The organism is Rhodococcus koreensis, from assembly GCF_900105905.1.
In the GTDB taxonomy this organism is placed as follows: Bacteria; Actinomycetota; Actinomycetes; order Mycobacteriales; family Mycobacteriaceae; genus Rhodococcus_F; species Rhodococcus_F koreensis.
The window spans coordinates 1,847,248-1,870,484 of sequence record NZ_FNSV01000005.1; the positions used below are offsets into that span (position 1 = coordinate 1,847,248).

The following is a 23,237-nucleotide window of genomic DNA, read 5'->3' on the forward strand; positions in this document are numbered from 1 at the left end:
CACTCCGCCCCGGGATCCTGTGGGGACTCCGGGGCGGATCACGTATGGCTTACTTGGAGACGACAGCCAGCACGTCGCGTGCCGACAGGATCAGGTACTCCTGGCCGGCGTACTTGATCTCGGTTCCGCCGTACTTGGAGTAGATGACCGTGTCACCCTCCTTGACGTCGACCGGGATGCGGTTGCCCTGCTCGTTGACGCGGCCTTCGCCGACTGCGACGACAGTGCCCTCCTGGGGCTTCTCCTTGGCCGTGTCGGGAATGACCAGGCCGGAGGCAGTCGTCGTCTCAGCCTCGTTGGCCTGGACGAGGATCTTGTCCTCGAGCGGCTTGATGTTGACGCTCGCCACGATGAGCCCTCCACTTTGGGGTATGCGGATCCGGAGACTTCTCCGGACTCCTGTTTGAGTGTTCCGTTTACGGCACTTCACACAGCCCCGTCGTCGCGGGTGCCGGAGCTCGATCGGCGCCACTTGGCACTCTATACGTGAGAGTGCCAACCCTCAAGGAGAAGGGGGTGGTAGATCGCGCCGCGCCGAATATCGTCCTGTCTCAGGGGTCGTCACCTAAGGTTCCTCTGGTGTCTGACATCAATAGGCGTAAATTCCTGACGTTTGCCGGGCTCGGGGCGATCGGGACGGTGGGGTTCGGAGCACGCCCGTGGGGGTTGCAGTACGCGGGCGCGGCCCCGCTCCCGACCTCCGGGGCAGGCACCACCCTAGAAGCGGTGGCCGTCCCCCTCGGAAGCTCCGGCTACCGCAGACTCGGCGCGGGACCGGGGTGGCCGACGATCGTCCGCACCGAACTCGCCGAGGCCCGCAGCGGGCGCGAGGACCGGCGCACCGCACTCGCCTCCCTCGTCCAGCTCACCGACGTCCACCTGGTCGACGCCCAGTCCCCGATGCGCTTCGAATACGTCCACCCCTTCACCGGTTCCGCGTTCCGCCCGCACGAGACGCTCACCGCGCAGGGTCTCGTCGCCGTGGTCGCCCGCGTCAACGCCCTCGCGTCCGGCCCGCACACCCAGCGCGCGTTCGATGCGGTCGTAAGTACCGGCGACAACACCGACAACAAGGAATTCGCCGAACTCGGGTGGTTCCTCACCGCGCTCAACGGCGGCACCATCGTCCCCAACACGGGCGCCCCCGACCGCTACGAAGGCGTGCAGAACTCCGGGGCCGACCTGTACTGGAACCCGGAGTCCTCCGTCCAGGACATGTACAAGAAGGCCGGGTTCCCCGAGATCCCCGGCCTGCTCGGCGCGGCGATCGCCCCCGTCACCAGCCCCGGCCTGAACACCCCCTGGTACTGCGTCTTCGGCAACCACGACGACTCGGTGGAGGGCACCGTCCCGAGCGGCATCCCCCCGCTCGAAGCCATGTACACCGGTTCGCTGAAGTTCGAGGTCCCCGGGTCGCCGGAGCAGGCGAAGGCCGTCGACATCGCCACCAAGTTCGACCCCGGCGCCATTCCCGCTGCGCTGTCCGCGTTCACCACACCCCCGCGGGTCGTCACCCCCGACCCCACGCGGGCACCGTTCACTCCCCGCCAGTTCATCGCCGCACACCTGGACCCGGCCAACACCGGCCCCGGACCGGCCGGTCACGGCTTCGCACCCGACGCCGGCGAGACCGGAATCGGCTACTACTCGTTCGAGATCGCACCCGGTGTCGTCGGAATCAGCATGGATTCCACCAACCGGGCGGGGTTCGTCGACGGCTCGCTCGGCGCCGCGCAGTTCCGGTGGATCGAGGACACCCTGGCGGCAGGCAGCAGCCGGTACTACGACACCGCGGGCAACCCTGTGTCGCAGGCACGCAGCGACACCTGGTTCGTCCTGTTCAGCCACCACACCAGCGGCAGCATGGACAACGTCGTCCCCGACCCCGCCGCCCCGGCGGAACCCCGGATCCGTGGTTCGCGACTGGTGTACCTGCTGCACCGATTCCCGAACGTCCTCGCCTGGGTCAACGGACACACCCACGAGAACCGGATCACCCCGTGGCCCGGATCCACTCCGGAGCAGTCGTTCTGGGAGATCAACACGGCCTCGCACATCGACTTCCCCCAGCACGGGCGGATCATCGAGGTGGTCGACAACGTCGACGGAACCGTGTCGCTGCTCACCACGCTGTTCGAGGCCGACAGCCCGTACGCCGTGGACCACACCGACCTCTCACCGCTCGGGCTGGCGTCGCTGTACCGGGAGTTGTCGTTCAACGACATTCACGCCGACCCCGACCTGGGCGGCGGGACGGCCGACCGGAACGTCGAACTGGTGCTGGTGTCGGGTCGCTAGTTCCGGCGCTTGCGGGCCCAGTCGACGGCCGCGACGACCGCGCGGATGCCGACGCCGAGAAGGATCAGATTTCCGATGATCTGCACACTCACGACGGCTCGCGACGCATCGGTCGTCGCGGCGATGTCGCCGAACCCGACGGTGGAGAACACGGTGAGCGAGAAGTACAGCGCACCCATCCGAGTGAGCGGTTCGGTGAAGAAACGCGGATCGCTTTCGGACATCAGGCAATATCCTGTCGCGAACCCCAGCAGGTAGAGCGGCAGGATCAGGGAGAGTGCCTCGATGGCCTGGAGCGCAGGCACGTCGGACCGGAAGATCCGGCGGATCTGCCAGACCGCCGCCGAGCCGACGACCAGCAGGCCCCCCGCCAGGAAGAGCAGAGCGGACATGTTCCCGATCGAGGTCCATGGCAGGGCGAAGTAGACCACCGCGCACAGGACGACGGTGCCCAGCGGGCGCACGAATGCGCGCACCAGAAGCCGTCGGCGCTCGCGTCTCGTGAGGTTGCGAAAATCGCTGGCGCGTCCCATGAGATTCCTTTGGACAACTGTGCAGGTGAGACCGGATATCGAGCGCCATCTTCGTCTTCGGGGGCCGGAAGTCGGGAGCGAAATCCGTTTGTTTTCTGTAACGTTCAGATAACAGTCGCCGATTCAACGGGCAGGGAATACCCGCTGAACAGGGCGTTCCGGCAGAGACAGCAGGTCACGCGTCGAAAACGTGAGGGGGTGTGTGATGGGTATGTCCCTGGGGATGTCGACCGGCGCGGCAGGTGTGAGTTCCGCGCTCGTCACCACCGCCTCCAACGGCGCGCAGAACGTCGAGTTCCGTTACCTGTCCGCCGATCAGGCCCACACCGACCTCGGCGATCTGGTCCGCTCGTCGATCTCGCTGATGACCACCCAGGTTCCCGCCGATCCCACCACCCCCGACGCGTTCGCCGTCGCGTACCGGACGCAGGAGCAGGCCCACTCGATCCGCAGCGCCGTCAGCAGGCAGCGCCATCGTGTGCACCTCGTGCCCGAGACCGCGGCCACCCTCACCTACCTGCGGCACACCGGCGAGGTCGCACAGCATGCCACCGTCGCGATCGTCGACTTCGGCGAGTCCGGGTTGTCCGTCGCCGTCGTCGATCAGGTGGACGGCACCGTCCTGCACGCCGACCGCACGAGCCACGTGAGCGGCACCGGCATCGACGACCTGATCTTCCACCACGTCGTCGGCAGCCTCACCACTCCGCATCCCCTGCGGCACCTGGACCGGGATCTGCTCTCGGCGCGGTGCCGCGTCGCCAAGGAGCAGTTGTCCTCGGAGCCGAAGTCGCACGTCGACATCGATCTGCAGGGCGTCCGCCCGATCGAGATCAGCCGCACCGGGTTCGACGAGATCGTCGCACCGACCGTCCGCGTCGCGGTGGAGTTCATCCGTGCCACGATCGCCGACTCTCCGCGCCAGCCCGAGGCCCTGGCCTTGGTCGGCGGCGGCGCGAACATTCCCGCGATCGCCGCCGCCGTCACCGACGCCGTCACCGCCCGGGTCATCGCGGTGCCCGAACCCGACACGGCGACCGCGAAGGGTGCGGCGCTGCTCGCCGTGTCCTCGGCCATCCGCGACTACCCGGCCACCGAGTCGAACCGCCCCGGTTCGGCCGCGAAGGTGTCGGGGGCTCTCGTCGGCGCGCTGGTGGTCGGCGGCCTCGTTCTGGGTTACGGCGTGAAGGAACTCGCGCCCGCACCCGATCCCAACGTCTCCCCTGCGGGGACCGACAGTTTCCAGACCACCGAGCAGGTCGCGACCACGACGACCGACGAGCCTCCCGCCACGCGGATTCCGTCGTACGATCCGACGCCGACCTCGGAGTACTACCCGAATCAGGTTGCCCCGCCCACGTCCGAACCGCGCACCGACCAGATTCCTGCGCAGGCGCCCGATTCGACGACCGAGACGACGCCCCCGCGCACCACCACCCCCCTGCCGACCCCCACGACTCCTGCGCGTCCGACGCTGCCCGGAACGGAGCCGCCGCAGCCCTCGTGGCCGCACATCGAGTGGCCCGCGATTCCGCCGCTGTGGCCGCAGGTTCCCGGCGAATCGACGCCGAACGAACCGCGCCCCGTCGCGCCCGCACCCGGTGGTCCCGAAGTGGCACCTCCGCCCACCGGTGCACCCGGTGCACCCGCCGAATCCACCGCGCCTGCGGCGCCCGCGGCACCGACTGCGCCCGCGGAATCGGTGCCCGCCGCACCCGAAGGGCTCTTCCCGATGGTCCCGGCGCCGGGCACGGTCGCTCCGAGCGCTCCCGCCGGGGCGCAGCCGAGCGGCTCTCAACCCGGTGAGGCGCTGACTCCCCCGGCCACGCAGACCGTCACCATTCCGGTCAGCTGAACACCTGACTGGTCGCCACCGACAGCCCGGGGTCGCTGGCCACGGTGAGCAGGGAGGGCGCGGCGCCGCCGGCGATCAGATGCGCGCCGAGCGAGGCGATCATCACTCCGTTGTCGGTGCACAGGCGAGGTTTCGGGACTCGCAGGGTCAGACCGGCTTCGGCGCAGCGTTCCTCGGCGAGCGCGCGGATACGCGAGTTGGCCGTCGCGCCGCCACCGAGCACCAGAGTGTCCACGCCGGCGTCACGAGCCGCGCGTACCGCTTTCATCGTCAGCACGTCGGCCACGGCCTCCTGGAAGCTCGCGGCGATGTCGGGCACCGAGTACGACTCGTCGGCCCGTTCCTTCGATTCCACGTACCGCGCGACGGCCGTCTTCAGTCCGGAGAACGAGAAGTCGTGCCGTGCGTCCCGCGGTCCGGTCATGCCGCGCGGGAAGGCAATCGCGTTCCGGTCGCCGTCCTGCGCCGCGGCGTCGAGGGCGGGGCCACCGGGGAATCCGAGTCCGAGGAGGCGGGCCACCTTGTCGAACGCTTCGCCTGCGGCGTCGTCCACGGTCGTGCCCAGTTCGACGATGGGCTTCGCGAGGTCCTCGACGTGCAGGAGGTGGGTGTGCCCACCGGACACGAGCAGCGCCACGCAGGGCGGCATCGGTCCGTGCTCGAGGGTGTCCACCGACACGTGCCCGCCGAGGTGGTTCACCGCGTAGAACGGGACGTCCCACGCCGCCGCATAGGCTTTCGCGGCCGCGACGCCGACGAGCAGGGCTCCGGCCAGACCGGGGCCGATGGTGACGGCGAGTGCGTCCGGTTTGACGATCCCGGCGGCAGAGAGGGCCCGCCGCATCGTCGGCACGATCGCCTCGAGGTGTGCGCGGGACGCTACCTCCGGCACCACCCCGCCGTAGCGTGCGTGCTGGTCGACGCTGGATGCGACCTCGTCCGCGAGCAGCTCGCAGGTCCCGTCGCCGTTCCACCGGACGATGCCGACTCCGGTCTCGTCACAAGAGCTTTCGATCCCCATGACGATCATTGCACCGGCTCCTCACCCGTTCCGGGGCGACGCATCGTGAACGCGTCCGCACCGCTCGGTTGGTAGTACTTCTTACGGGTTCCCACGATCTCGAATCCTTCACGTCGGTACAGGGCGATCGCCGCGTCGTTGTCGGTGCGCACCTCGAGAAACACGGGGCCGCCCCTCGTGTCGGCCACGCGCAGCAGCTCGTCGAGGAGGGCCCCGCCGATCCCCCGCCGCTGGCACGCCGGGTCGGTTCCGATCGTGTGTATCTCGGATTCGGGGTGCGAACCGTTGCCCAGCAGGGCGATTCCGGCGTACCCGACGACGTGGCCGGTGTCGTCCCGCGCCACGGCGTAGTGCACGTGCGGAGCGGCGAGTTCCGCCCTGAACGCGTGTGCGCTCCAGGGTCCGTCACCGGCGAAGAGGAGGGTCTCGAGCTCCGCGCACCGTTCGGCGTCGGCGACCGCCATCGGTTCGATGCGGAAAGTCATTTCTTCCGGTCCGCCAGTTCCACCGCGTCCGGGCGTCGCAGGTAGAGCGGGACGAGCGCCGCCGGGGCCGCACTACCGAACAGCGCATCCGCGGCCACCGCGACCAGCCCTGCGGGCGAGGGGGTTTCCACCGGTTCGACCGGCAGATCGAAGAAGTCGACGTGTGACGGCGATCCCGCCACCACCTCGGACGGCATGGGCTCGAGCTCGCGCGGCTTCACCACCGCGGGACCCTCCACCCGAACTCCCGCCGAATAGCGTGCCCAGTACACCTCGCGCCGGCGTGCGTCCGTGACGACGAGCAGATTCCGGTCACCGTCCACCTGCGCCGCGATGGCGTCGAGGCTGCACACCCCGTGAACCGGGATGCCGAGGGCGTCGGCGAACGCGGCGGCGGTGGCCATCCCCACGCGCAGTCCCGTGAACGGACCCGGCCCGGCCCCGACGACCACCGCATCGAGGTCCGCGGGGACGTGCCGCGCCTCGGCGAGGCACTCCAGGATGTGCGGGGTGAGCACTTCCGCGTGCGCGCGCGGGTTGACCGTCACCCGCACCGCGAGCGTGTGGACCGCCTCTACCGATGCGGAGCCGGCCGAAACCCGGACGACTCCGGCGGTCACGGCAGGCGTGGACGTGTCGATGGCGAGAACAAGCACGGTAACTGAGGGTACTCGCACGTCAGATACGCTCCCGACACCCGACCCGTCAGGAAATCCACTCCCAGTGGGCCGTGCGGACATCCGACTCCGGTTCGCGGCGCAGGCGTACCCGCAGGTGACGATCGGCCAGCTGCTCGACGATGCCCTCGCCCCATTCGACGACGACAACGGCTGCGGCCAGGTCGGTGTCGAGGTCGAGCGCGTCGAGTTCGTCCAGCGCGTGCGGGCCGCTGCCGCCCAGTCGGTACGCGTCCACGTGCACCATTCCGACCGGCGCACCCCCACCCGGCCGGGTGCCCGCCCGGTGCTCCCGCGCGATCACGAATGTGGGTGAAGTCACTCGCCCCTGCACACCGAGCCCGGCCCCGATTCCCTTCGTCAGTGCGGTCTTCCCCGCACCGAGAGGGCCGTCGAGCACCACGAGATCACCGGCGACGAGTCCCCGGGCAAGGTTCCGCCCGAACTCCTCCGTGTCTTCCGCCGTCGCCAGCACCACGGTCCCGCTCACGGGCAGTACTCCTTCCTCAGCCGACATCGGACTGCTCACCCGATTGGAATGTGGCCAGGCCACGATGCAACAACCGGTCGACCGCGTCCGACACCACGGACGGGAACTCGAGCTGCACCAGGTGACCGGCGCCGCGCACCCGCACCAGTTCGGACTCCGGTAGGTCCGCCGCCAGTTTCCGGGAACTGCCGAACGGGATGGTCATGTCGCTGTCGCCGCACACCACGACCGACGGGGTGTGTCCGAGCGCCGCGAGTGACGCGGACTCGTCGTGCAGTTCGAGCGTGCGCAGGAAGTTCACGATGGTGACCACCGACGTCCGGTCCAGCATGGAGTCGGAGAACTTGTGCAGCCGCGGACTCACGTCCGTGCCGTACGACGCCGCCCGCAGGATGGGGGTGATCAGGACGCGGGCCGCGCCGCGCGCGTGCTGGACGAGTTCGGGCGAGGTCCGGACCGCGAGCCGGAAGCCGTCGATGACCGGGTTCTGCAGGTTCCGCGTCAATCCGGTCTCGCTGAGCCCGGCCGCGGCCGTGGCCACCAGGCCCGCACCGATCACCCGCTCCGAAACCAGCTCGGGCCGCTGCCCGGCGAAGGCGAGCACCGTCATCCCACCCATCGAATGCCCCACCAGCACAATCGGTCCGGTGGGGGCCTTCGCCTCGACGACGGTCGCGAGATCGGCGCCCAGCTGAGCGATGGTGCAGCTCGCCGCGGACGGCACACCCGAATCGCCGTGCCCGCGTTGGTCGTAGAACACCATCCGCACGTCGTCGCCCCACCGCTCGGCGAGCTGACGGCGCTGGAAGTGCCACGACGTCATGTCCAGGCAGTACCCGTGCACGAACACCGCCGTCACCGGGGCGTTCTCCGGGCCCACCTCGCGGACGGCGAGCGCCACGCCGTCCTCGGCGACCACCACGCTGCGCCGGTCCCGCGTCATCAGGGTGAAGTCCTCGTCGCCGTAGATCTCGCGGCCGGGCCGGGTCGCGCTGCGCACTGCGTTGACTCCGGCCACCGAGCCGAGCGCCAGCGCGCTGAGCACACCGCCGACGAGTCCCAACCGCTTCGACACACCCATGCCTAGGTGCCCGTCCCACCGACGTAGCTGCGCACCGTGCGTCCGCGCACCCCCGTCACGACCTCGTAGTGGATGGTGTCGAGTTTGTCGGCCCACTCCTGTGCGATCGGCTCGCCGAGGTCCCCGTTGCCGAAGAACACCGCGGTGTCCCCCTCCCGGACTCCCCCGCCGTCCGGTCCGAGATCGACGACCACCTGGTCCATGCAGACACGTCCGATCCCCGGACGTCGCTCCGCACCCAGTTGGACCTCGAATCGGCCGCTCAGCGAACGCGGGAGCCCGTCGGCGTACCCGAACGGCAGCAACGCCACTGTCGTGTCCCTCGGGGCCACCCACTGGTGCCCGTAGGACACGCCTTCACCTGCCGCCACCTTCTTCACCAGAGCCACCCTCGATCGCAGTGTCATCGCCGGGCGCAACCCGAACTGACCGAGTTCGGGAACGGGCGACAACCCGTATATCGCGATTCCCGGGCGAACCATGTCAAACCGCAGATCGGGGCGGGTCAGGGTGGCCGCGGAATTGGACAGGTGCACCACTTCGGGGACCAGTCCGTGACGCTTGGCATCCGCGATCGCAGCGACCAGTCGATCCCGCTGGGAATCGATCCAGGCGTGGTGCGGCTCGTCGGCATGGGCCAGATGCGAGAAGACGCCGCGCAGCCGCACCGAACCCTCGGCCTGCGCGCGGGCCAGGTCGACGAGGGTCTGCTCCAGTTCGTCGGGTGCCACCCCGTTGCGGTTCAAGCCGGTGTCGACCTTCAGAGTGACGATCGCCGTGGTGCCGACGGTCCGCGCCGCAGCTACCACCGAGGCGAGGTGGCGGGGTGAGGAGACGCCGAGTTCGACACCGGCCGCGATCGCGGGGGCGAAATCGGCGTCGACGGTGTGCAGCCACGCGAGGACGGGTGCGTCGATCCCGGCACGACGCAGCGTCAGGGCCTCCGACACGGTCGTCACACCCAGTTCCGACGCTCCCGCAGCCAGCGCCGCGCGGGCCACGGCTACCGCGCCGTGGTTGTAGCCGTCCGCCTTCACGACGGCCATCATCGCCGCGCCCCGAGCGCTGTCGCGCAGGATCCGGACGTTGTGCGCGATCGCGTCCAGATCCACCACTGCCTCGGCCTGCGGTGCCGGCGCCGCCTGCGCGGGCGCTGCGGGTTCGCTGTGTCCGTGGTCGTCGGCCGGTACTGCTTCAGCAAGCGTCATATGTTCGATCCTGCCATTCACGCGGTGGCCGGCATTTCGTCGGGTGACACCCCCGCACGGAGAACTCTGATCGACTCCCTGAGGTGCGCGAGCAGCGTTCCCGCGGAGATCGGTGCTGTTCCGCGCCCCGCGGAGAGGTCGGCGCCGCCGCCTCGGGCCGCCAGGTTCGCGGCCAGCGAGTGAGCGCGCGCACCCACCGCGGCGGCCCGGTCCGGGGCGAGACCGGCGGCCATGAGTGCGCCGATGATCCCGGCGAGCACGTCGCCCGCCCCCGCCGTGGCGGACCACGAACCGCCCGCCTCGTTGACGAACACCCGGCCGCCGGGCTCGGCGATCACCGTGGCCCGCCCCTTGAGCAGCACGTGCGCGTTCCAGTCGGCCGCGAGCGCGCGCACCGACGCCACCCGGTCCGGGCCCGGTCCCTTTCCCGTCAGCCGGGCAAACTCCCCGGCATGCGGTGTCAGCAGCGTCGCAGCCGTCCGCGAGCGCACCAGGTCCGGGTCCTCGGCGAGCAGGGTCAGTCCGTCCGCGTCGACCAGTACGGGCACATCCGCGTCGAGCACCGTCCGCAACGTCCGGCGGGCGGCGTCGTCGGTGCCCATGCCCGGCCCGACCACCCACGACTGGACGCGTCCGGCCTTCGCGAGATCGGTGGTCGCGATCACCTCCGGCGCATGCGCGAGCACCTCGCCCGTGGACGCCCCGGCATAGCGGACGAGCCCCGACGTAGCCGTGACCGCCGCGCCCGTGCACAGGACCCCGGCTCCGGGGTAACCGTCGCTGCCCGCGACGACCCCCACCACACCCTGCGAGTACTTGTCGTCGTCCGCTCCCGGCACCGGCCACGCCGCGCCCACGTCGGCGGCGTCCAGAGCGGTGATTTCGGCATCACCGAGCGACAGTCCGATGTCGACCAGCTCGACTCGGCCACACTGCGCCGCGCCCAGCGCGTGAACCGGTTTGAGGGCACCGAACGCCACGGTGACCGCGGCGCGCACGGCGGGCCCGTCGACGGCGCCAGTGTCCGGGTCCACCCCACTCGGCAGGTCCGCCGACACGATCGGCGCCTCGATCCGGTCGACCAGCGCAGCAGCATCGGGTCGTAGCGGTCCGCGGCCGGAGATTCCGACGATCCCGTCGATCACCAGGTCGGGCAGGCCCAAGTCGTCGGACGGGGCGGCCACCCGCCCGCCGGCCGCGGTGAACGCCGCCAGCCCGGCCGCGTGCGCCTTCTCCGGTTTCAGCAGGACCGCTGTGGTAGCGACACCGCGCCTGCGCAGCATCGACCCCGCCCACAGCGCGTCCCCGCCGTTGTCGCCGGACCCCACCAGCACCGTGATCGTGCGGCCGGCGACACCCCCGGTCCGCGCCCGCAGTTCCGCCGCCACCACCGTGGCCAGTCCGTGTGCGGCGCGTCGCATCAGTGCGCCGCCCGGAAGGGACGCCAGCAACGGCGCCTCCGCGGCTCGAACCTCGTCAGCGGTGTAGTAGCCCCGCATGGGAACTCCTCGTCGAGCCGGCCCCACGGCCGGCCGCTGTGCAGTGAAGGGTCGGTACCGGGTCAGACTACGCTCGACGCCATGCGTGTACGTGGAACGTCGTGGATCGCCGGAGTGGCTCTCGCCGCGAGCATTTCGATGACAGCCGTCGTCTCCGGGTGCAGTTCGCCCGCCGAGGAGGCACCCGAGGCGACGACCGGACCCGTCGTGCAGGTCGCGAACATGGCGTATGCGCCCTCGACGATCACCGTCCGGGCCGGAGACACCGTCACCTGGAATTTCGACGACCGGGGCGTCACCCACGACGTGGTGGGTGTCGGGGCCGCGAAGAGCGTGCTGCGGAGCCGGCTGATGCAGACCGGCACGTTCACGTACACGTTCACCGAACCGGGCACCTACGAGTACACGTGTTCGCTGCATCCGGACATGACGGGCACCGTCGTCGTCACTCCGTAGGGGCGCGGCCCGGCCGCGCCCCCCACGTCGCGCCTATTCGACAGTGACGGACTTGGCGAGGTTACGCGGCTTGTCGACGTCGTAGCCCCGTGTCTGCGCGACCTCCGCCGCGAAGACCTGCAACGGCACCGTCGACAGCAGCGGCTGCAGCAGCGTCGGCGCCGACGGGATCTCGATCAGGTGGTCGGCGAACGGCCGCACGGCCTCGTCGCCTTCCTCCGCGATCACGACGGTCCGCGCACCGCGGGCCTGGATCTCCCGGATGTTGCTGAGCAGCTTCGAGTGCAGCACCGCGCGCCCCTTCGGCGACGGCATCACCACGATCACCGGCAACCCGTCCTCGATCAACGCGATCGGCCCGTGCTTGAGTTCGCCGGCCGCGAAGCCCTCGGCATGCATGTACGCCAGCTCCTTGAGCTTGAGCGCACCCTCGAGCGCCACGGGGTAACCCACGTGGCGGCCCAGGAACAGCACCGTCGACGACGACGCCAGTTCCCGTGCCAGCGCCCGCACCGGTTCCACCGTCTCGAGCACCCGGCTCACCAGATCGGGCATGGCCTCGAGATCGGCGTACTCGCGTGCCACCTCGTCCGGGTACTTGGTGCCGCGGGCCTGCGCGAGAGCCAGGCCGACCAGGTAGTTCGCCGTGACCTGCGCGAGGAACGCCTTGGTCGACGCGACACCGATCTCCGGACCGGCCCGGGTGTATAGGACAGCGTCGGCCTCGCGGGGAATCTGGGCACCGTTCGTGTTGCAGACCGCGAGCACCCGCGCCTTCTGATCCTTGGCGTGGCGCACCGCCTCGAGGGTGTCGGCCGTCTCACCGGACTGCGAGATGGCGACCACCAGCGTCGACCGGTCCAGGACCGGGTCGCGGTAGCGGAACTCACTGGCCAGCTCGACCTCGACGGGCAACCGGGTCCAGTGCTCGATGGCGTACTTCGCGAGGAGCCCCGAGTGGTAGGCACTGCCGCAGGCGACGACGAAGACCTTGTCGACGTCGCGCAGCTCCTGATCCGACAGTCGCTGCTCGTCGAGAACGATCTTCCCGTCCGCGAAGTGACCGAGCAGGGTGTCCGCGACCGCGGCCGGCTGCTCCTCGATCTCCTTGAGCATGAAGTAGTCGTGGCCGCCCTTCTCGGCGGCGGCGAGGTCCCAGTCGATGCGGAACGGGCGGCCCTGCGCCTCGGACCCGTCGAAGTTCAGAATCGAGTACCCGTCCGCGGTGATCACCACGACCTGGTCCTGCCCCAGCTCGACCGCGTCGCGGGTGTGCTCGATGAACGCCGCGACATCGGACCCGAGGAACGTCTCGCCCTCGCCGACACCGATGACGAGGGGCGTCGAGCGACGCGCCGCGACGATGGTGTCCGGGTGGTCGGAGTGCGTGAAGACGAGGGTGAACGCACCCTCCAGCCGGCGCAGCACGCTCAGCGCGCTCGCGACGAAGTCGCCTGCCGTCTCACCGGAGGCGTACGCCCGCGCGACGAGGTGCACCGCGACCTCGGTGTCGGTGTCGCTGGCGAAGTCGATTCCGTCGTGCTCGAGTTCGGCCCGCAACGGGGCGAAGTTCTCGATGATGCCGTTGTGGACGACGGCGACCGTGTTGCCCGCGTCGCGGTGCGGGTGCGCGTTGCGGTCGGTGGGCCTGCCGTGCGTGGCCCACCGGGTGTGACCGATCCCCGTGCTCCCGGTGAAGTGCTCGGCCCCGACCTCGTCGAGTTCGGCCTCCAGATTCGCGAGGCGCCCCGCCTTCCGCTCGACCGCCATCCCACCCTGCCCGTCGAGCACGGCGATGCCGGCAGAGTCGTATCCGCGGTATTCCATTCGCCGCAAAGCCTCCACCACAACAGTCAGAGCCTGCCGGTGGCCGACGTATCCCACGATTCCGCACATGGTTCATCAGGGTACTTGGACCGGGCGACGCCGCGAAGTCGGAGTGTGGGCCGCATCGGCTCTCTCGCCGGCCCGCGAATCGGATAACGTTCTCCCCGTGGCGCCGAAACCGAAGACCCTGGCCCGTGAACTGTCCAAGCGGGGACCGCACCGCGTGCTGCGCGGTGACCTCGCCCTCGCCGGACAGCCGGGCGTCGTGTACACGCCCGAATCAGGCTTCAACCTGCCCGCCGTCGCGTTCGCGCACAGCTGGATGGCAGGTGTGGACCACTATCGGAAGACACTCGAGCATCTGGCGTCATGGGGAATCGTCGTGGCCGCCCCCAACAGCGAGCGTGGTCCCGTGCCCTCCCACCTCGGCCTCGCCACCGACCTGCGGGCCACCCTCGACATCTGTGTGGGTGTGCGTCTCGGTCCGGGGCAGATCAGCGTGCGGCCCGACCGCGTCGCTTTCGCAGGTCACGGGATGGGTGCAGGGGCGGCCGTGCTCGCCGCCGCCCAGCGGGACGTGGCGGCGGTGGCCGCGTTGTTCCCGGCGCCGACCGCGCCGAAGGCCGAGAGGTATGCGTCCAAGATCACAGCGCCGGGGCTCATCGTGGCCGGGGCCGACATCGACACCATGAACAGCAACGCCAAGGCGCTGGCCGAGGCGTGGGGCGGGGAGTATGTCCTGCGCGCCGTCAACGGCGCCTCGGAGTCCGGGCTCACCGAAGGTCGCCGCCTGCTGGGCGCACTCGGCATCGGCGGTTCGGAACGCAAGACCCAGCAGATCACCCGCGCGCTGCTGACCGGCTTCCTGCTCTACCACCTCACCGAGGACAAGAAATATGAGGTGTTCGCGAAGGCGGACGCCGAACTTCCCCACACCACCCTCGTCGATCCGCACGAGGAGCACACCGATGCGGGCTTCAAGGGTGTGCTCCCGCACATCTGAGGTCCGGTCACACCAGCCAGCTGCGGGGGCGATAGAACTCGTCGTCGTCGAGTGTTCCCTGTCGCGGCGGCAACACCGGCGGCACTGCGGCCGCGGGCTCGGCACGGCCGCGGTTCGCTGCGGCTGCCTCGTCTCTGGCTCTGGCTTCGTCGATCCGCTCCCGGAACAGTTCCAGGTCGGCGCGCATCTGTGCCCGTTGTGCCCGCAACTGGGCGGCTCGGTGGCTCACAGTGGACCGGCCTCGGCCAGCTCGGCGCCGCTGTCGAGTCCGGCGACCGGACCGGTCGCGAGTTCGGGTGCAGACCGCGGTTCCTGCGGCGGGGCCGGTGCGTCGGGCGCCGCGGGGGCGGGCTCCTCCTGCATCGTCACCACCTGCGGTGGCGGGACGGTTGCGGCGTCCCCGGCAGGCACGGGTGCCGGTGCGTCCTCCTGGTCCGGCACGTCGTCCCCGGCATCTCCGTCCGGCGGCGGCCCGTCTTCAGCCGTCGTCGGCGGCGCGTCTGCTCCAGCGTCGACCCGCGATTCCGGGTCGGGCTCGGCGGGTGCGCAGTCGGCACCGTCGGGGTCTCCGTCGGCGGCAGCGGTTTCGGCGAGGATCTGCGGCAGACCGTCCGGGCCGATCTCGACTCCGAATCTGGCCGTCCCGCCCTGTCCGTCGCTCATCTCGAGATGAATCCCCTGACCGTCCGCAGCGACGGCGAGCGTCCACGACTGTCCGTCGAGGTCCAGTTCGAGACTCTTGCCGTGAGCCGGCTCGCCTTCGTCCGCAGGCGGATCGTCGAGTTCTTCACGGAGGTCGTCGGGGTTCCCGTCCTCGTCGGCCCTGTCGGTGAGGCCCGAGAGGGTGTCCTCGATCAACGGGCGCAGGATGGAACCGAGATCGACCAGACCGCCCGAAAGGCCCTGCCGCACCAGATCGCCCAGGCCGGGGACGTTTCCCGTGCTCTGGACGGCGCCCGGTGCCGGCACGAGTGACCCGGGAATCCCGGCAAGCCCGGGCATTGCGGGCGGGACCGGTGCGACCGGGGCAGTCGTCATGGGCGCCGTGGCCGTCGGAGGGGCCACGGGCGCCGGCTGTGCAGCCCCGATCGGAGAAGCCGCAGCGATCGGGGGCGCGGCGGCCGCCGGACCGGTGGTCGCGTCGCCGCCACCGGATCGAGGCGGGACGTACGCGGGGCCGTCGTTCGCGGGTGCCGCGGCCGGTCCGGCCGGCGCAGCAGGTGCGGGAGCAGGTCCCGGTGCCGCAGCCGGGACGGTGCCGGCGTTCTGGACCTCGGGTGCACTCGGCGCGGGCGCCGGTTCGGGGGTGTCCTCGGGACGGAACCCGGGCTGCACCTCGATCGACCGCGCCTCGGCGACGACGGCGTCGTAGGCGGCGTGCACCGCATCGGCGCAGTCCGCACAGGCAGCGGTGAACTCCTGCTGCTTCTCCTCGTACACGCGCCGGAAGTTCGCGTCGAGCCAGTCCTTGGCGATTCCGGCGGCCCGCCGCACCACGTCGTCGCGGTCGAGGCGGCGGAGCGCACCGGCGCCCCCGTCCTTGTACAGGCCGTTCACGTGCCGGTAGTCGTCGTCGGCGAGTTCGGGGAACCAGTAGGACGCGTCTTCCATGCAATCCTTCGCGACGGAATTCTCGCCGTCCTTGCCCTCGGCGTAGATCTGCGCGAGGACGTCGATCTGCGCGGCGCTGTATCCCCCGACCGTCGGCTGGTGCAGCGACACCACCTTGTACGCCTTGTTCGTCACGGCGGCGCTCAGGGTGAGGTTCGCTTCGAACAGCACCTCGGCGAGGTCGCCGAGCCGATCGACGGTGGCGGCGACCTGAGCGTTCCGGCGGTCGGCGGCGTCGATCGCTGCCGCGGCCGCGATTCCGCTCCACCCGGTTCGCACCGCGGTGACGCATTTCTCGTTGTCGTCGAGTTCCGTGCGGGCCGTGTCGACGCTGCGTCCGAGGGTGTCGATGTCGCGGGCGAGCGCGTGCAGGCGCATCCCCCGCTCGGCGTCGAACCGAGCGTAGTAGTCGGTGAGTTCGAGGGATTCGTATCCCAGTTTTTTCGCGGCGGGGAGGAACAACTCGAAGAATTCGAGCCCGTGAGCGCCGAGATCGAGCATGTCCTCGGGATCGTTGAGGGCATCCGGGCGCAGGTGCTCTCCCAGCGCGATGCGGGATGTGTTGGCGGTCTGGGCGTCGCTGCCGTGCTCGAGCAGTGCCGCGTACCGCTGGTCGGCGGACGGCGTCCGGTCACGTTTGCCGAGTCCGTACTCGTCGAAGTACGGCTGCCACGATGACTCGTCTTCCTCTCGGGAGGCGGCCCACGCCTGGAGGAGTTGCTCCTTGAACTCGCGGCTCAGGTTCGGGTCTTCGATCAGCGTTCTGGGATCCGTGGTCACCACTGCACCCCGTCCACGTCGGCGGCCACGCTCGCGTCCGTTCCGGAGTAGCGCGCCGCGGCCTCCCGGAACGCGTGACCGAACGATTCCGCGTCCGCGGCCCACTGCTCGAGCGCGCCCCCGACGACGCCGAGGGCGTCCCGCACCGCGTCGCCCTTCGCGGTGTAGTCGCGGCCCGCCTGCGCTCCGGCGAATTCCAGCCGGGCGGTCTCGGCGGCCCGCTGTCTCAGAACCTCCGCCGACCGCAGCAGCCTGGTGCCCGCGTCCGTCACCACCGCGACGTCCACCTCGAGTCCCTCGCCCATTGCCCCACCCTCTCTTCGCGACCTACTGCATTAGACGCGACAGCGCACCGATCGGTTCCCGGCCGATCGGTGCGCTGTGTCCGCTCGCATCACACGGAGGCGACGGTACCCGCCAGTTCGTCGGCGAGCTTACGAGCCACTTCGAGATCGGAAGCCTCGACCATCACCCGCACGAGTTGCTCGGTGCCGGACGGCCGCAGGAGCACCCGCCCGTTCTCACCGAGGCTGCGCTCCGCGGCCAGCACTGCGTCGAGCACGACCGGGGACGCGGCGACGGCACGCTTGTCGGCGACCTTCACGTTGATCAGGACCTGCGGGAGCGTCGTCATCGCCGACGCCAGTTCCGCGATCGGCTGCCCGGTTTCCGCCATCCGGCCCATCAGCCGCAGTCCCGTCAGCACTCCGTCACCGGTGGTGCCGAAGGCGGGGAACACGACGTGACCGGACTGTTCGCCGCCCAGGCTGAACCCGCCGGATCGGAGTCCCTCGAGGACGTAGCGATCACCGACCGCCGTGGTGACCAGCGAGATTCCGGCCTCGCGCATGGCGATGTGCAGACCGAGATTGCTCATGACGGTCGCGACGAGGGTGTCGTCCACCAGTTCGCCCGCATCACGCATGCCGAGGGCGAGCACGGTCATGATGGCGTCGCCGTCGATGAGGGAACCGGCTGCGTCGACGGCGAGGCATCGATCCGCATCCCCGTCGTGCGCGAGCCCGAGGTCGGCGCCGTGCCGGACGACGGCCTTCTGCAGACCCTCGAGGTGCGTCGATCCGCAGTTCTCGTTGATGTTGAGTCCGTCGGGTTCGGCGTTGATCGCGACGACCGTGGCGCCGGCGGCCCGGTAGGCGGCGGGGGCGACATCCGAGGCCGCGCCGTGCGCGCAGTCGACCACCACGGTCAGTCCGTCGAGGCTGTTCGGGAGTGCGGTGGTCAGGTGCTGCAGGTACCGGTCCGCGGCGTCCGGCACCGTGCGGACACGTCCGATCCCGGCCCCGGTCGGCGCCCGCCGTGTCGCGGTGCCGGTGGCGACGGACTCGATCCGGTCTTCCACCTCGTCGTCGAGTTTGTGTCCGCCTGCCGCGAAGATCTTGATGCCGTTGTCTGGCATAGGATTGTGCGAGGCGGAGATCATGACACCGAGAGCCGCGTCCAGTTCCGCGGTCAGGAACGCCACCGCAGGCGTCGGCAGCACCCCGACGTTCAGGACGTCGACGCCGGCAGACGTCAGGCCCGCGACGACCGCCGCCTCGAGCATTTCGCCGCTGGCTCTCGGGTCACGGCCGACCACGGCCGTCTTGCGTCCGCCCGAACCCGGCGACGCCAGCACCGTCGCTGCGGCGGAGGCCACCTGCAACGCCAGCTCGGCGGTCAGCTCGGTATTCGCGAGACCACGAACCCCATCCGTCCCGAACAATCGACCCATAGACCAGACCCCTCGCACCTAGAAAACCCATTACATCTCGGATAAAGCACGAGAGCAGGCGTCCGGTAACGATGGACGCCTGCTCTCGGGAAGAACAGGTGCCGAAGCCGACCCCGGAGGGCGGCTTCGGCGACACATCAGCGCTTCGAGTACTGAGATGCCTTGCGGGCCTTCTTCAGGCCGTACTTCTTGCGCTCGACGGCGCGGGCGTCACGCGTGAGGAAGCCGGCGCTCTTGAGAGCCGGACGGTCCTCGGGGGTGACCTCGATGAGCGCGCGGGCGATGGCGAGACGCAGGGCGCCGGCCTGTCCGGACGGTCCGCCACCGTGCAGCAGCGCCACGATGTCGAAGGACTCGGCACGCTCGACCGTGACCAGCGGAGCCTTGATCAGCTGCTGGTGCACCTTGTTCGGGAAGTAGTCCTCGATGGTGCGGCCGTTGAGCTTGAAGTCGCCCGAACCGGGGGTCAGACGGACGCGGACAACCGCTTCCTTACGACGACCGACGGTCTGGATGGGGCGATCGATCACGATCGGGGCCTGCGGCGCAGCAGCGGCCTCGATGTCCTCGGCGACCTCGGGCTCCTCGACGGACACGTACTCGTCCGCCGCGACCTCGACAACCTCGGTGATCTCTTCGGGGTTGGACACGTTCTGCTCCTCCGGCGCCGTCACTGGGCCACCTGCTTGATCTCGAATGGCACCGGCTGCTGCGCGGCGTGGGGGTGGTTCGGGCCCGCGTAGACCTTCAGCTTGCTGCTGATGGCGCGACCCAGCTTGTTCTTGGGGAGCATGCCGACGATGGCCTTCTCCACGAGGCGGTCGGGGTTCTTGTCGAGAACCTCACCGACGGAGCGGGACTTCAGACCACCGGGGTGTCCGGAGTGGTGGTAGAGGAACTTGCCCTCGCGCTTGTTGCCGCTGATCGCGACCTTCTCGGCGTTGATGATGACGACGAAGTCGCCGCCGTCAACGTGCGGTGCAAAGGTGGGCTTGTGCTTGCCGCGCAGCAAGTTGGCTGCCTGGACGGCAAGGCGGCCGAGCACCACGTCAGTGGCGTCGATGACGTGCCACGTGCGGGTCACATCTCCGGCCTTCGGGGTGTACGTAGACACAGAACTTCCTCGTCTTGTTCAATCCGCTGCTGGCCATTGCGTATCGTCGAGCGATTCCCGGCGGCCAGTTGAGACCCGAGAACCGCCAGCCACTGCGACACGGAGACGCAGCGGCGCACGGCACGCCAACGGAGAACAATACCGGTCAGGGCGCCCCAGGGTCAAAACTCACTCGGCGAGCGCATCGGCGAGCTGTTCGACGGCCCACGTCAGCTCGTCGCGTTCGATCACCAGCGGCGGGGCGATGCGGATCGTGCCCTCGTGCGCGTCCTTCGCGAGGACCCGGCGCGCCAGGAGTCTTTCACAGATCGTCCGGGCGGCCGGCATACCGTCGGCGAGCTGCACACCGGCCCACAGTCCGCGCCCGCGCACCTCCGACACGTGTTCGGGAGGCAACTGCGACAGCATGTCGTGCAGGTAGGCGCCCAGTTCACGGCTTCGCTCCTGATATTCGCCGGTCTCGAGCAGGTCCACCACCGCACTGCCCACCGCGCAGGCGAGCGGGTTACCCCCGAACGTGCTGCCGTGCTGCCCGGGGCCTATCACCGCCATCACCGGCCAGTCGGCGACGACGGCGGAGACCGGCATCAGGCCGCCGCCGAGCGCCTTGCCCAGCACGTACACGTCGGGGGTCACGTTCTCGTGGTCGCACGCGAACGTGTCGCCGGTCCGTCCGAGCCCGCTCTGGATCTCGTCGGCGATCATCAGGATTCCGCGCCGGGTACAGATGTCCCGGACCGCCGCGAGGTAGCCCGGGGGCGGCACCAGGACTCCGGCCTCACCCTGGATCGGTTCGAGGAGCACGGCCACCGTGTTCTCGGTGATCGCGGCCTCGAGCGCCGCCGCGTTCCCGTATTCGACGGACGAGAACCCTGCCGGGTACGGACCGAACCCGGCGTACGCGTCCGGATCGGACGAGAACCCGACGATCGTGATGGTGCGGCCGTGGAAGTTCCCGGCGCACGTGATTACCTCGGCGCGCCCCGGCGGCACACCCTTGACGTCGTACCCCCACTTACGGGCCAGTTTCAGCGCGGTCTCGACGGCCTCGGCGCCCGTGTTCATGGGCAGCACCGCGTCCTTCCGGCACAGCCGGCTCAGGTCCTCGCAGAAGGTAGCGAAACGGTCGTGCTGGAACGCGCGGCTGGTCAGGGTGAGCCGGCCGAGTTGTTCGCGCGCCACCCGGACGAGCGCGGGGTGTGCGTGGCCGAAGTTGAGTGCCGAGTAACCGGCGAGCACATCCAGGTAGTCGACGCCGTCGATTCCCTTCACCCATGCGCCGGCACCCGATTCGATCACGACCGGCAGCGGGGAGTAGTTGTGGGCGCTGTGCTCCTCGGCCCTCTTCAGCTGCTCACGCGTGGCATCCGACACGGAAACGACACCGTCCGACATTGCTGGTCACCCCTGACTTTCGTCCCGGATCCCGCGGAAGCCGCGGAGCTCCAAAGTGCTGCACTTGATTCCGCCACCGGATTTGAGGAATTCCGAGTAGTCGACCGGAACGGGTTCGTACCCGCGGTCCGACAGCTGGTCGGCGAGGTGTGAAGCCTGCACGGGCAACACCACATTGGCGCCGTCGCTGACCAGGTTGAGTCCGAGCCAGTCGGTGTCCGTCCCGGCGGCGATCACCGCATCGGGGAACATTCGCCCCAGCACGTCGCGACTGTCGGGCGAAAACGCGGAGGGCAGGTACGCGATGGTGCTGTCGTCGAGCACGCCCAGCGCGGTGTTGAGGTGGTAGTAGCGCGGGTTCACCAGGTTCAGGGTGATCACCGGACGACCGAGGTGCGCCGACGCCTCGGCGTGCGACCGTGGGTCGGACCGGAACCCGGTTCCAGCGAGGATCACGTCGCCGACGACGAGGAAGTCGCCCTCCCCCTCGTTGACGTACCGCGGCAGGGTGGGCCTGATCAGCCCGTTGTCCCGAAACCACCGGAACACGTGTTCGGCCTCGGCGCGTCGCTCGGCGGTCCGGTACCGGGCGCCGAGAGCGACGCCGTCGACGACGAGTCCGCTGTCGGTGACGAACACCATGTCCGGGAGCCCCTCGACGGGGTCGATCGTCAGCACCTCGTGGCCGAGCCGCCGGTAGGTGTCCGCGAGCGCGGACCACTGCGACATCGCACGGTCCCGGTCCACGGGTTCACCGGGGCGCATCCAGTCGTTGATGGCGTAGACGACGTCGAAATACGTGGGCGGGCACATCAGGTAGGTCCGCGGGTGGGCGTGGCGGACGGCGTCGCCCGGCGCGACCGCCGGCTCCTCATAGGGGCTCTCGGACTCGATACCAGCAGTGGGCGCCATCTCCACTCCCCCTCGATCGGTGTCGGTGACATCAGTATCCACCCACCAAAAGGCCTGATCAATGCGCTAGCGTTCCATCACATGGATGATTCGTTGCGTCTGGACGGGCTCGATCGGCGGATCGTTGCGCGACTGGAGCGCAATGCACGGTCCAGCTTCGCCACCATCGGCGCCGAGGTCGGGCTGTCCGCACCGGCCGTGAAGCGCCGGGTCGATCGACTGGTCGAGTCCGGAGCGATCACCGGATTCCATGCGGCGCTCGATCCCCGCGCCCTCGGCCCGGGCGTCGAGGTGTTCGTCGAGTTGTACTGCAGCGGTCGCACGTCGGCCGTGGAGATCGCGCGGATCGTGTCCCGCCACACCGAGGTTCAGGAGGCGTACACGGTCACCGGCGACGCCAACGCCCTGCTCCGCGTCCGCACCACCGACACCGCACACCTCGAACGAACGCTGGAGAACCTGCGGTCGGAGCCGGCCGTCCTCCAGACCAAGAGCAGCGTCGTCCTCAGCCGACTGATACCGCCCGCCGACTGATCCCCTCGTCGTACACGGCGGCGACGACAGTGCCCCAGCAACCGTGGATTGCTGGGGCACTCGGGTGTGTCACGCGAAGATCAGAGCCAGGCCGTGGCGTTCCGGTCTTCCGCGGACTGCATGTCGATGGCGCCGTCCTGGACGACCTTCGAGATCGTCTGCAGGACCTGGAGCAGATCCTCGTGAGAGCTGTCCCACTTGGCCTGCACAGCCTGGTAGTTGTCCCGCGCACCGCTCTCCCACTGCGCCACGAGGCCGTTGACGTAGCCCTTGAGCTCGTCGTGCGTCTCGCGCAGCTTCGCTTCGTTCGACTTGATGTCGGCCGCCAGCGCCTGCAACTCGGCAAATCCGTACTTCAACATTCGGTGCTCCCCTCGAGCTTCGTAACTGTTCTCGGTGCCGGCGCTAGATGTCGAGCGATCCCGAGGCTCCAGCCGAATGGATCGCATCCTGGTTGGCCTGCTCGGCGGCGTCGTAACCCTTGCCGTTCTCGCGGATCTTCACCGCAATCTCGTCCAGCGACTCCTGCATACGGCGCGAGGCATCTCCGTACCGTGCCATCAGGTTCATGAACGCCGTCTGCGCTCCACCCTGCCACGCCGAAGACGACTCCTCGCAACGACCCTTGAGGCTGTTGATCGTGCCCTGCAGCTGGCTGTTCACCGTCTGCACGTGATTGGCCGCGACCTCCATCTGGCCGACATCGGTAACAACTCCCGCCATGTG

25 protein-coding genes are annotated in these 23,237 nt (G+C 69.5%); 5 read left to right on the forward strand and 20 right to left on the reverse strand.

All coding sequences use genetic code 11. The annotated features are described in order from the left end of the window. Positions 1-49 precede the first annotated feature (49 nt). Positions 50-349: a co-chaperone GroES gene (gene groES, locus BLV94_RS13405; RefSeq protein ID WP_003940763.1), complete on the reverse strand. Its 300-nt coding sequence runs from the start codon at positions 347-349 to the stop codon at positions 50-52. Positions 350-579: 230 nt separating this feature from the next. Between groES and BLV94_RS13410 the strand changes: the two genes are divergently transcribed. Further along, complete coding sequence (locus BLV94_RS13410; RefSeq protein WP_072945771.1) at positions 580-2,298, forward strand: TIGR03767 family metallophosphoesterase; 1,719 nt, start codon at positions 580-582, stop codon at positions 2,296-2,298. Here BLV94_RS13410 and BLV94_RS13415 read toward each other — a convergent pair. Continuing rightward, positions 2,295-2,831, reverse strand: a complete 537-nt coding sequence (locus BLV94_RS13415; protein ID WP_072945769.1) for a potassium channel family protein — start codon at positions 2,829-2,831, stop codon at positions 2,295-2,297. The genes BLV94_RS13410 and BLV94_RS13415 overlap by 4 nt on opposite strands. Positions 2,832-3,036: 205 nt before the next feature. Between BLV94_RS13415 and BLV94_RS13420 the strand changes: the two genes are divergently transcribed. Further along, entirely contained in the window at positions 3,037-4,686 is a 1,650-nt protein-coding gene (locus BLV94_RS13420) for a DUF7159 family protein (RefSeq protein ID WP_072945767.1), read from the forward strand. On the opposite strand, the gene tsaD is transcribed toward BLV94_RS13420, so the two are convergent. Genes tsaD through BLV94_RS13455 form a run of 7 tightly spaced genes read right to left on the reverse strand, consistent with a single transcriptional unit; the run spans position 4,679 to position 11,147 of the window. Next, positions 4,679-5,716, reverse strand: coding sequence for a tRNA (adenosine(37)-N6)-threonylcarbamoyltransferase complex transferase subunit TsaD (gene tsaD / locus BLV94_RS13425; protein ID WP_072945764.1), 1,038 nt, complete (start codon positions 5,714-5,716; stop codon positions 4,679-4,681). The genes BLV94_RS13420 and tsaD overlap by 8 nt on opposite strands. Further along, a complete protein-coding gene (gene rimI / locus BLV94_RS13430) occupies positions 5,713-6,192 on the reverse strand; it encodes a ribosomal protein S18-alanine N-acetyltransferase (RefSeq protein WP_072945762.1) in 480 nt (159 codons plus the stop codon). The genes tsaD and rimI overlap by 4 nt, the downstream gene beginning before the upstream one ends. Next, positions 6,189-6,848 (reverse strand): tRNA (adenosine(37)-N6)-threonylcarbamoyltransferase complex dimerization subunit type 1 TsaB, encoded by a 660-nt coding sequence (gene tsaB, locus BLV94_RS13435; protein WP_072945761.1) that lies wholly within the window; start codon positions 6,846-6,848, stop codon positions 6,189-6,191. Before tsaB ends, rimI begins: the two co-directional genes overlap by 4 nt. 49 nt (positions 6,849-6,897) lie before the next feature. Beyond that, positions 6,898-7,386 carry a tRNA (adenosine(37)-N6)-threonylcarbamoyltransferase complex ATPase subunit type 1 TsaE gene (gene tsaE / locus BLV94_RS13440; RefSeq protein ID WP_072945759.1) on the reverse strand — a complete coding sequence of 163 codons (489 nt, stop codon included), beginning with the start codon at positions 7,384-7,386 and terminating at the stop codon, positions 6,898-6,900. Then, positions 7,376-8,440, reverse strand: a complete 1,065-nt coding sequence (locus tag BLV94_RS13445; protein ID WP_072945758.1) for an alpha/beta fold hydrolase — start codon at positions 8,438-8,440, stop codon at positions 7,376-7,378. The genes tsaE and BLV94_RS13445 overlap by 11 nt, the downstream gene beginning before the upstream one ends. Positions 8,441-8,442: 2 nt before the next feature. Then, the gene (gene alr, locus BLV94_RS13450; RefSeq protein ID WP_072945756.1) at positions 8,443-9,648 is read right to left on the reverse strand and encodes an alanine racemase; all 1,206 of its coding nucleotides are present in this window, start codon (positions 9,646-9,648) and stop codon (positions 8,443-8,445) included. A 17-nt stretch (positions 9,649-9,665) separates the two neighbouring features. Next, on the reverse strand, positions 9,666-11,147 hold the full coding sequence (locus BLV94_RS13455; RefSeq protein WP_072945754.1) for an NAD(P)H-hydrate dehydratase: 1,482 nt from the start codon (positions 11,145-11,147) through the stop codon (positions 9,666-9,668). A gap of 81 nt (positions 11,148-11,228) precedes the next feature. Between BLV94_RS13455 and BLV94_RS13460 the strand changes: the two genes are divergently transcribed. Then, positions 11,229-11,603, forward strand: a complete 375-nt coding sequence (locus tag BLV94_RS13460; protein ID WP_072945752.1) for a cupredoxin domain-containing protein — start codon at positions 11,229-11,231, stop codon at positions 11,601-11,603. A 33-nt stretch (positions 11,604-11,636) separates the two neighbouring features. On the opposite strand, the gene glmS is transcribed toward BLV94_RS13460, so the two are convergent. Further along, a complete protein-coding gene (gene glmS, locus BLV94_RS13465) occupies positions 11,637-13,499 on the reverse strand; it encodes a glutamine--fructose-6-phosphate transaminase (isomerizing) (RefSeq protein WP_072945749.1) in 1,863 nt (620 codons plus the stop codon). 97 nt (positions 13,500-13,596) lie between these two features. Here glmS and BLV94_RS13470 point away from each other — a divergent pair, with 97 nt between their 5' ends. Further along, entirely contained in the window at positions 13,597-14,433 is an 837-nt protein-coding gene (locus tag BLV94_RS13470) for a dienelactone hydrolase family protein (RefSeq protein WP_072945747.1), read from the forward strand. A gap of 7 nt (positions 14,434-14,440) precedes the next feature. On the opposite strand, the gene BLV94_RS13475 is transcribed toward BLV94_RS13470, so the two are convergent. From BLV94_RS13475 to ddaH, 8 genes are all read right to left on the reverse strand, one after another. Continuing rightward, positions 14,441-14,662 (reverse strand): hypothetical protein, encoded by a 222-nt coding sequence (locus BLV94_RS13475; RefSeq protein ID WP_244163588.1) that lies wholly within the window; start codon positions 14,660-14,662, stop codon positions 14,441-14,443. Continuing rightward, on the reverse strand, positions 14,659-16,824 hold the full coding sequence (locus BLV94_RS13480; RefSeq protein ID WP_244163589.1) for a hypothetical protein: 2,166 nt from the start codon (positions 16,822-16,824) through the stop codon (positions 14,659-14,661). The genes BLV94_RS13475 and BLV94_RS13480 overlap by 4 nt, the downstream gene beginning before the upstream one ends. Further along, positions 16,821-17,129: a type VII secretion target gene (locus tag BLV94_RS13485; protein WP_072945740.1), complete on the reverse strand. Its 309-nt coding sequence runs from the start codon at positions 17,127-17,129 to the stop codon at positions 16,821-16,823. The genes BLV94_RS13480 and BLV94_RS13485 overlap by 4 nt, the downstream gene beginning before the upstream one ends. A gap of 89 nt (positions 17,130-17,218) precedes the next feature. Further along, the gene (glmM, locus tag BLV94_RS13490; protein ID WP_072945738.1) at positions 17,219-18,556 is read right to left on the reverse strand and encodes a phosphoglucosamine mutase; all 1,338 of its coding nucleotides are present in this window, start codon (positions 18,554-18,556) and stop codon (positions 17,219-17,221) included. A gap of 137 nt (positions 18,557-18,693) precedes the next feature. After that, positions 18,694-19,230 (reverse strand): 30S ribosomal protein S9, encoded by a 537-nt coding sequence (gene rpsI / locus BLV94_RS13500; RefSeq protein ID WP_043825651.1) that lies wholly within the window; start codon positions 19,228-19,230, stop codon positions 18,694-18,696. After that, positions 19,227-19,670 carry a 50S ribosomal protein L13 gene (rplM, locus tag BLV94_RS13505; RefSeq protein ID WP_005239728.1) on the reverse strand — a complete coding sequence of 148 codons (444 nt, stop codon included), beginning with the start codon at positions 19,668-19,670 and terminating at the stop codon, positions 19,227-19,229. The genes rpsI and rplM overlap by 4 nt, the downstream gene beginning before the upstream one ends. Positions 19,671-19,838: 168 nt before the next feature. After that, positions 19,839-21,065, reverse strand: coding sequence for an ornithine--oxo-acid transaminase (gene rocD, locus BLV94_RS50865; protein WP_072945735.1), 1,227 nt, complete (start codon positions 21,063-21,065; stop codon positions 19,839-19,841). 6 nt (positions 21,066-21,071) lie between these two features. Continuing rightward, positions 21,072-21,977, reverse strand: coding sequence for a dimethylargininase (gene ddaH / locus BLV94_RS50870; RefSeq protein ID WP_072945824.1), 906 nt, complete (start codon positions 21,975-21,977; stop codon positions 21,072-21,074). A gap of 81 nt (positions 21,978-22,058) precedes the next feature. Between ddaH and BLV94_RS13520 the strand changes: the two genes are divergently transcribed. Continuing rightward, positions 22,059-22,511: an Lrp/AsnC family transcriptional regulator gene (locus BLV94_RS13520; RefSeq protein WP_072945733.1), complete on the forward strand. Its 453-nt coding sequence runs from the start codon at positions 22,059-22,061 to the stop codon at positions 22,509-22,511. Positions 22,512-22,591: 80 nt separating this feature from the next. On the opposite strand, the gene BLV94_RS13525 is transcribed toward BLV94_RS13520, so the two are convergent. Beyond that, complete coding sequence (locus tag BLV94_RS13525) at positions 22,592-22,873, reverse strand: WXG100 family type VII secretion target (RefSeq protein ID WP_072945730.1); 282 nt, start codon at positions 22,871-22,873, stop codon at positions 22,592-22,594. Between the two features lie 43 nt (positions 22,874-22,916). Further along, positions 22,917-23,234, reverse strand: coding sequence for a WXG100 family type VII secretion target (locus BLV94_RS13530; protein WP_015889935.1), 318 nt, complete (start codon positions 23,232-23,234; stop codon positions 22,917-22,919). Positions 23,235-23,237: the final 3 nt, after the last annotated feature.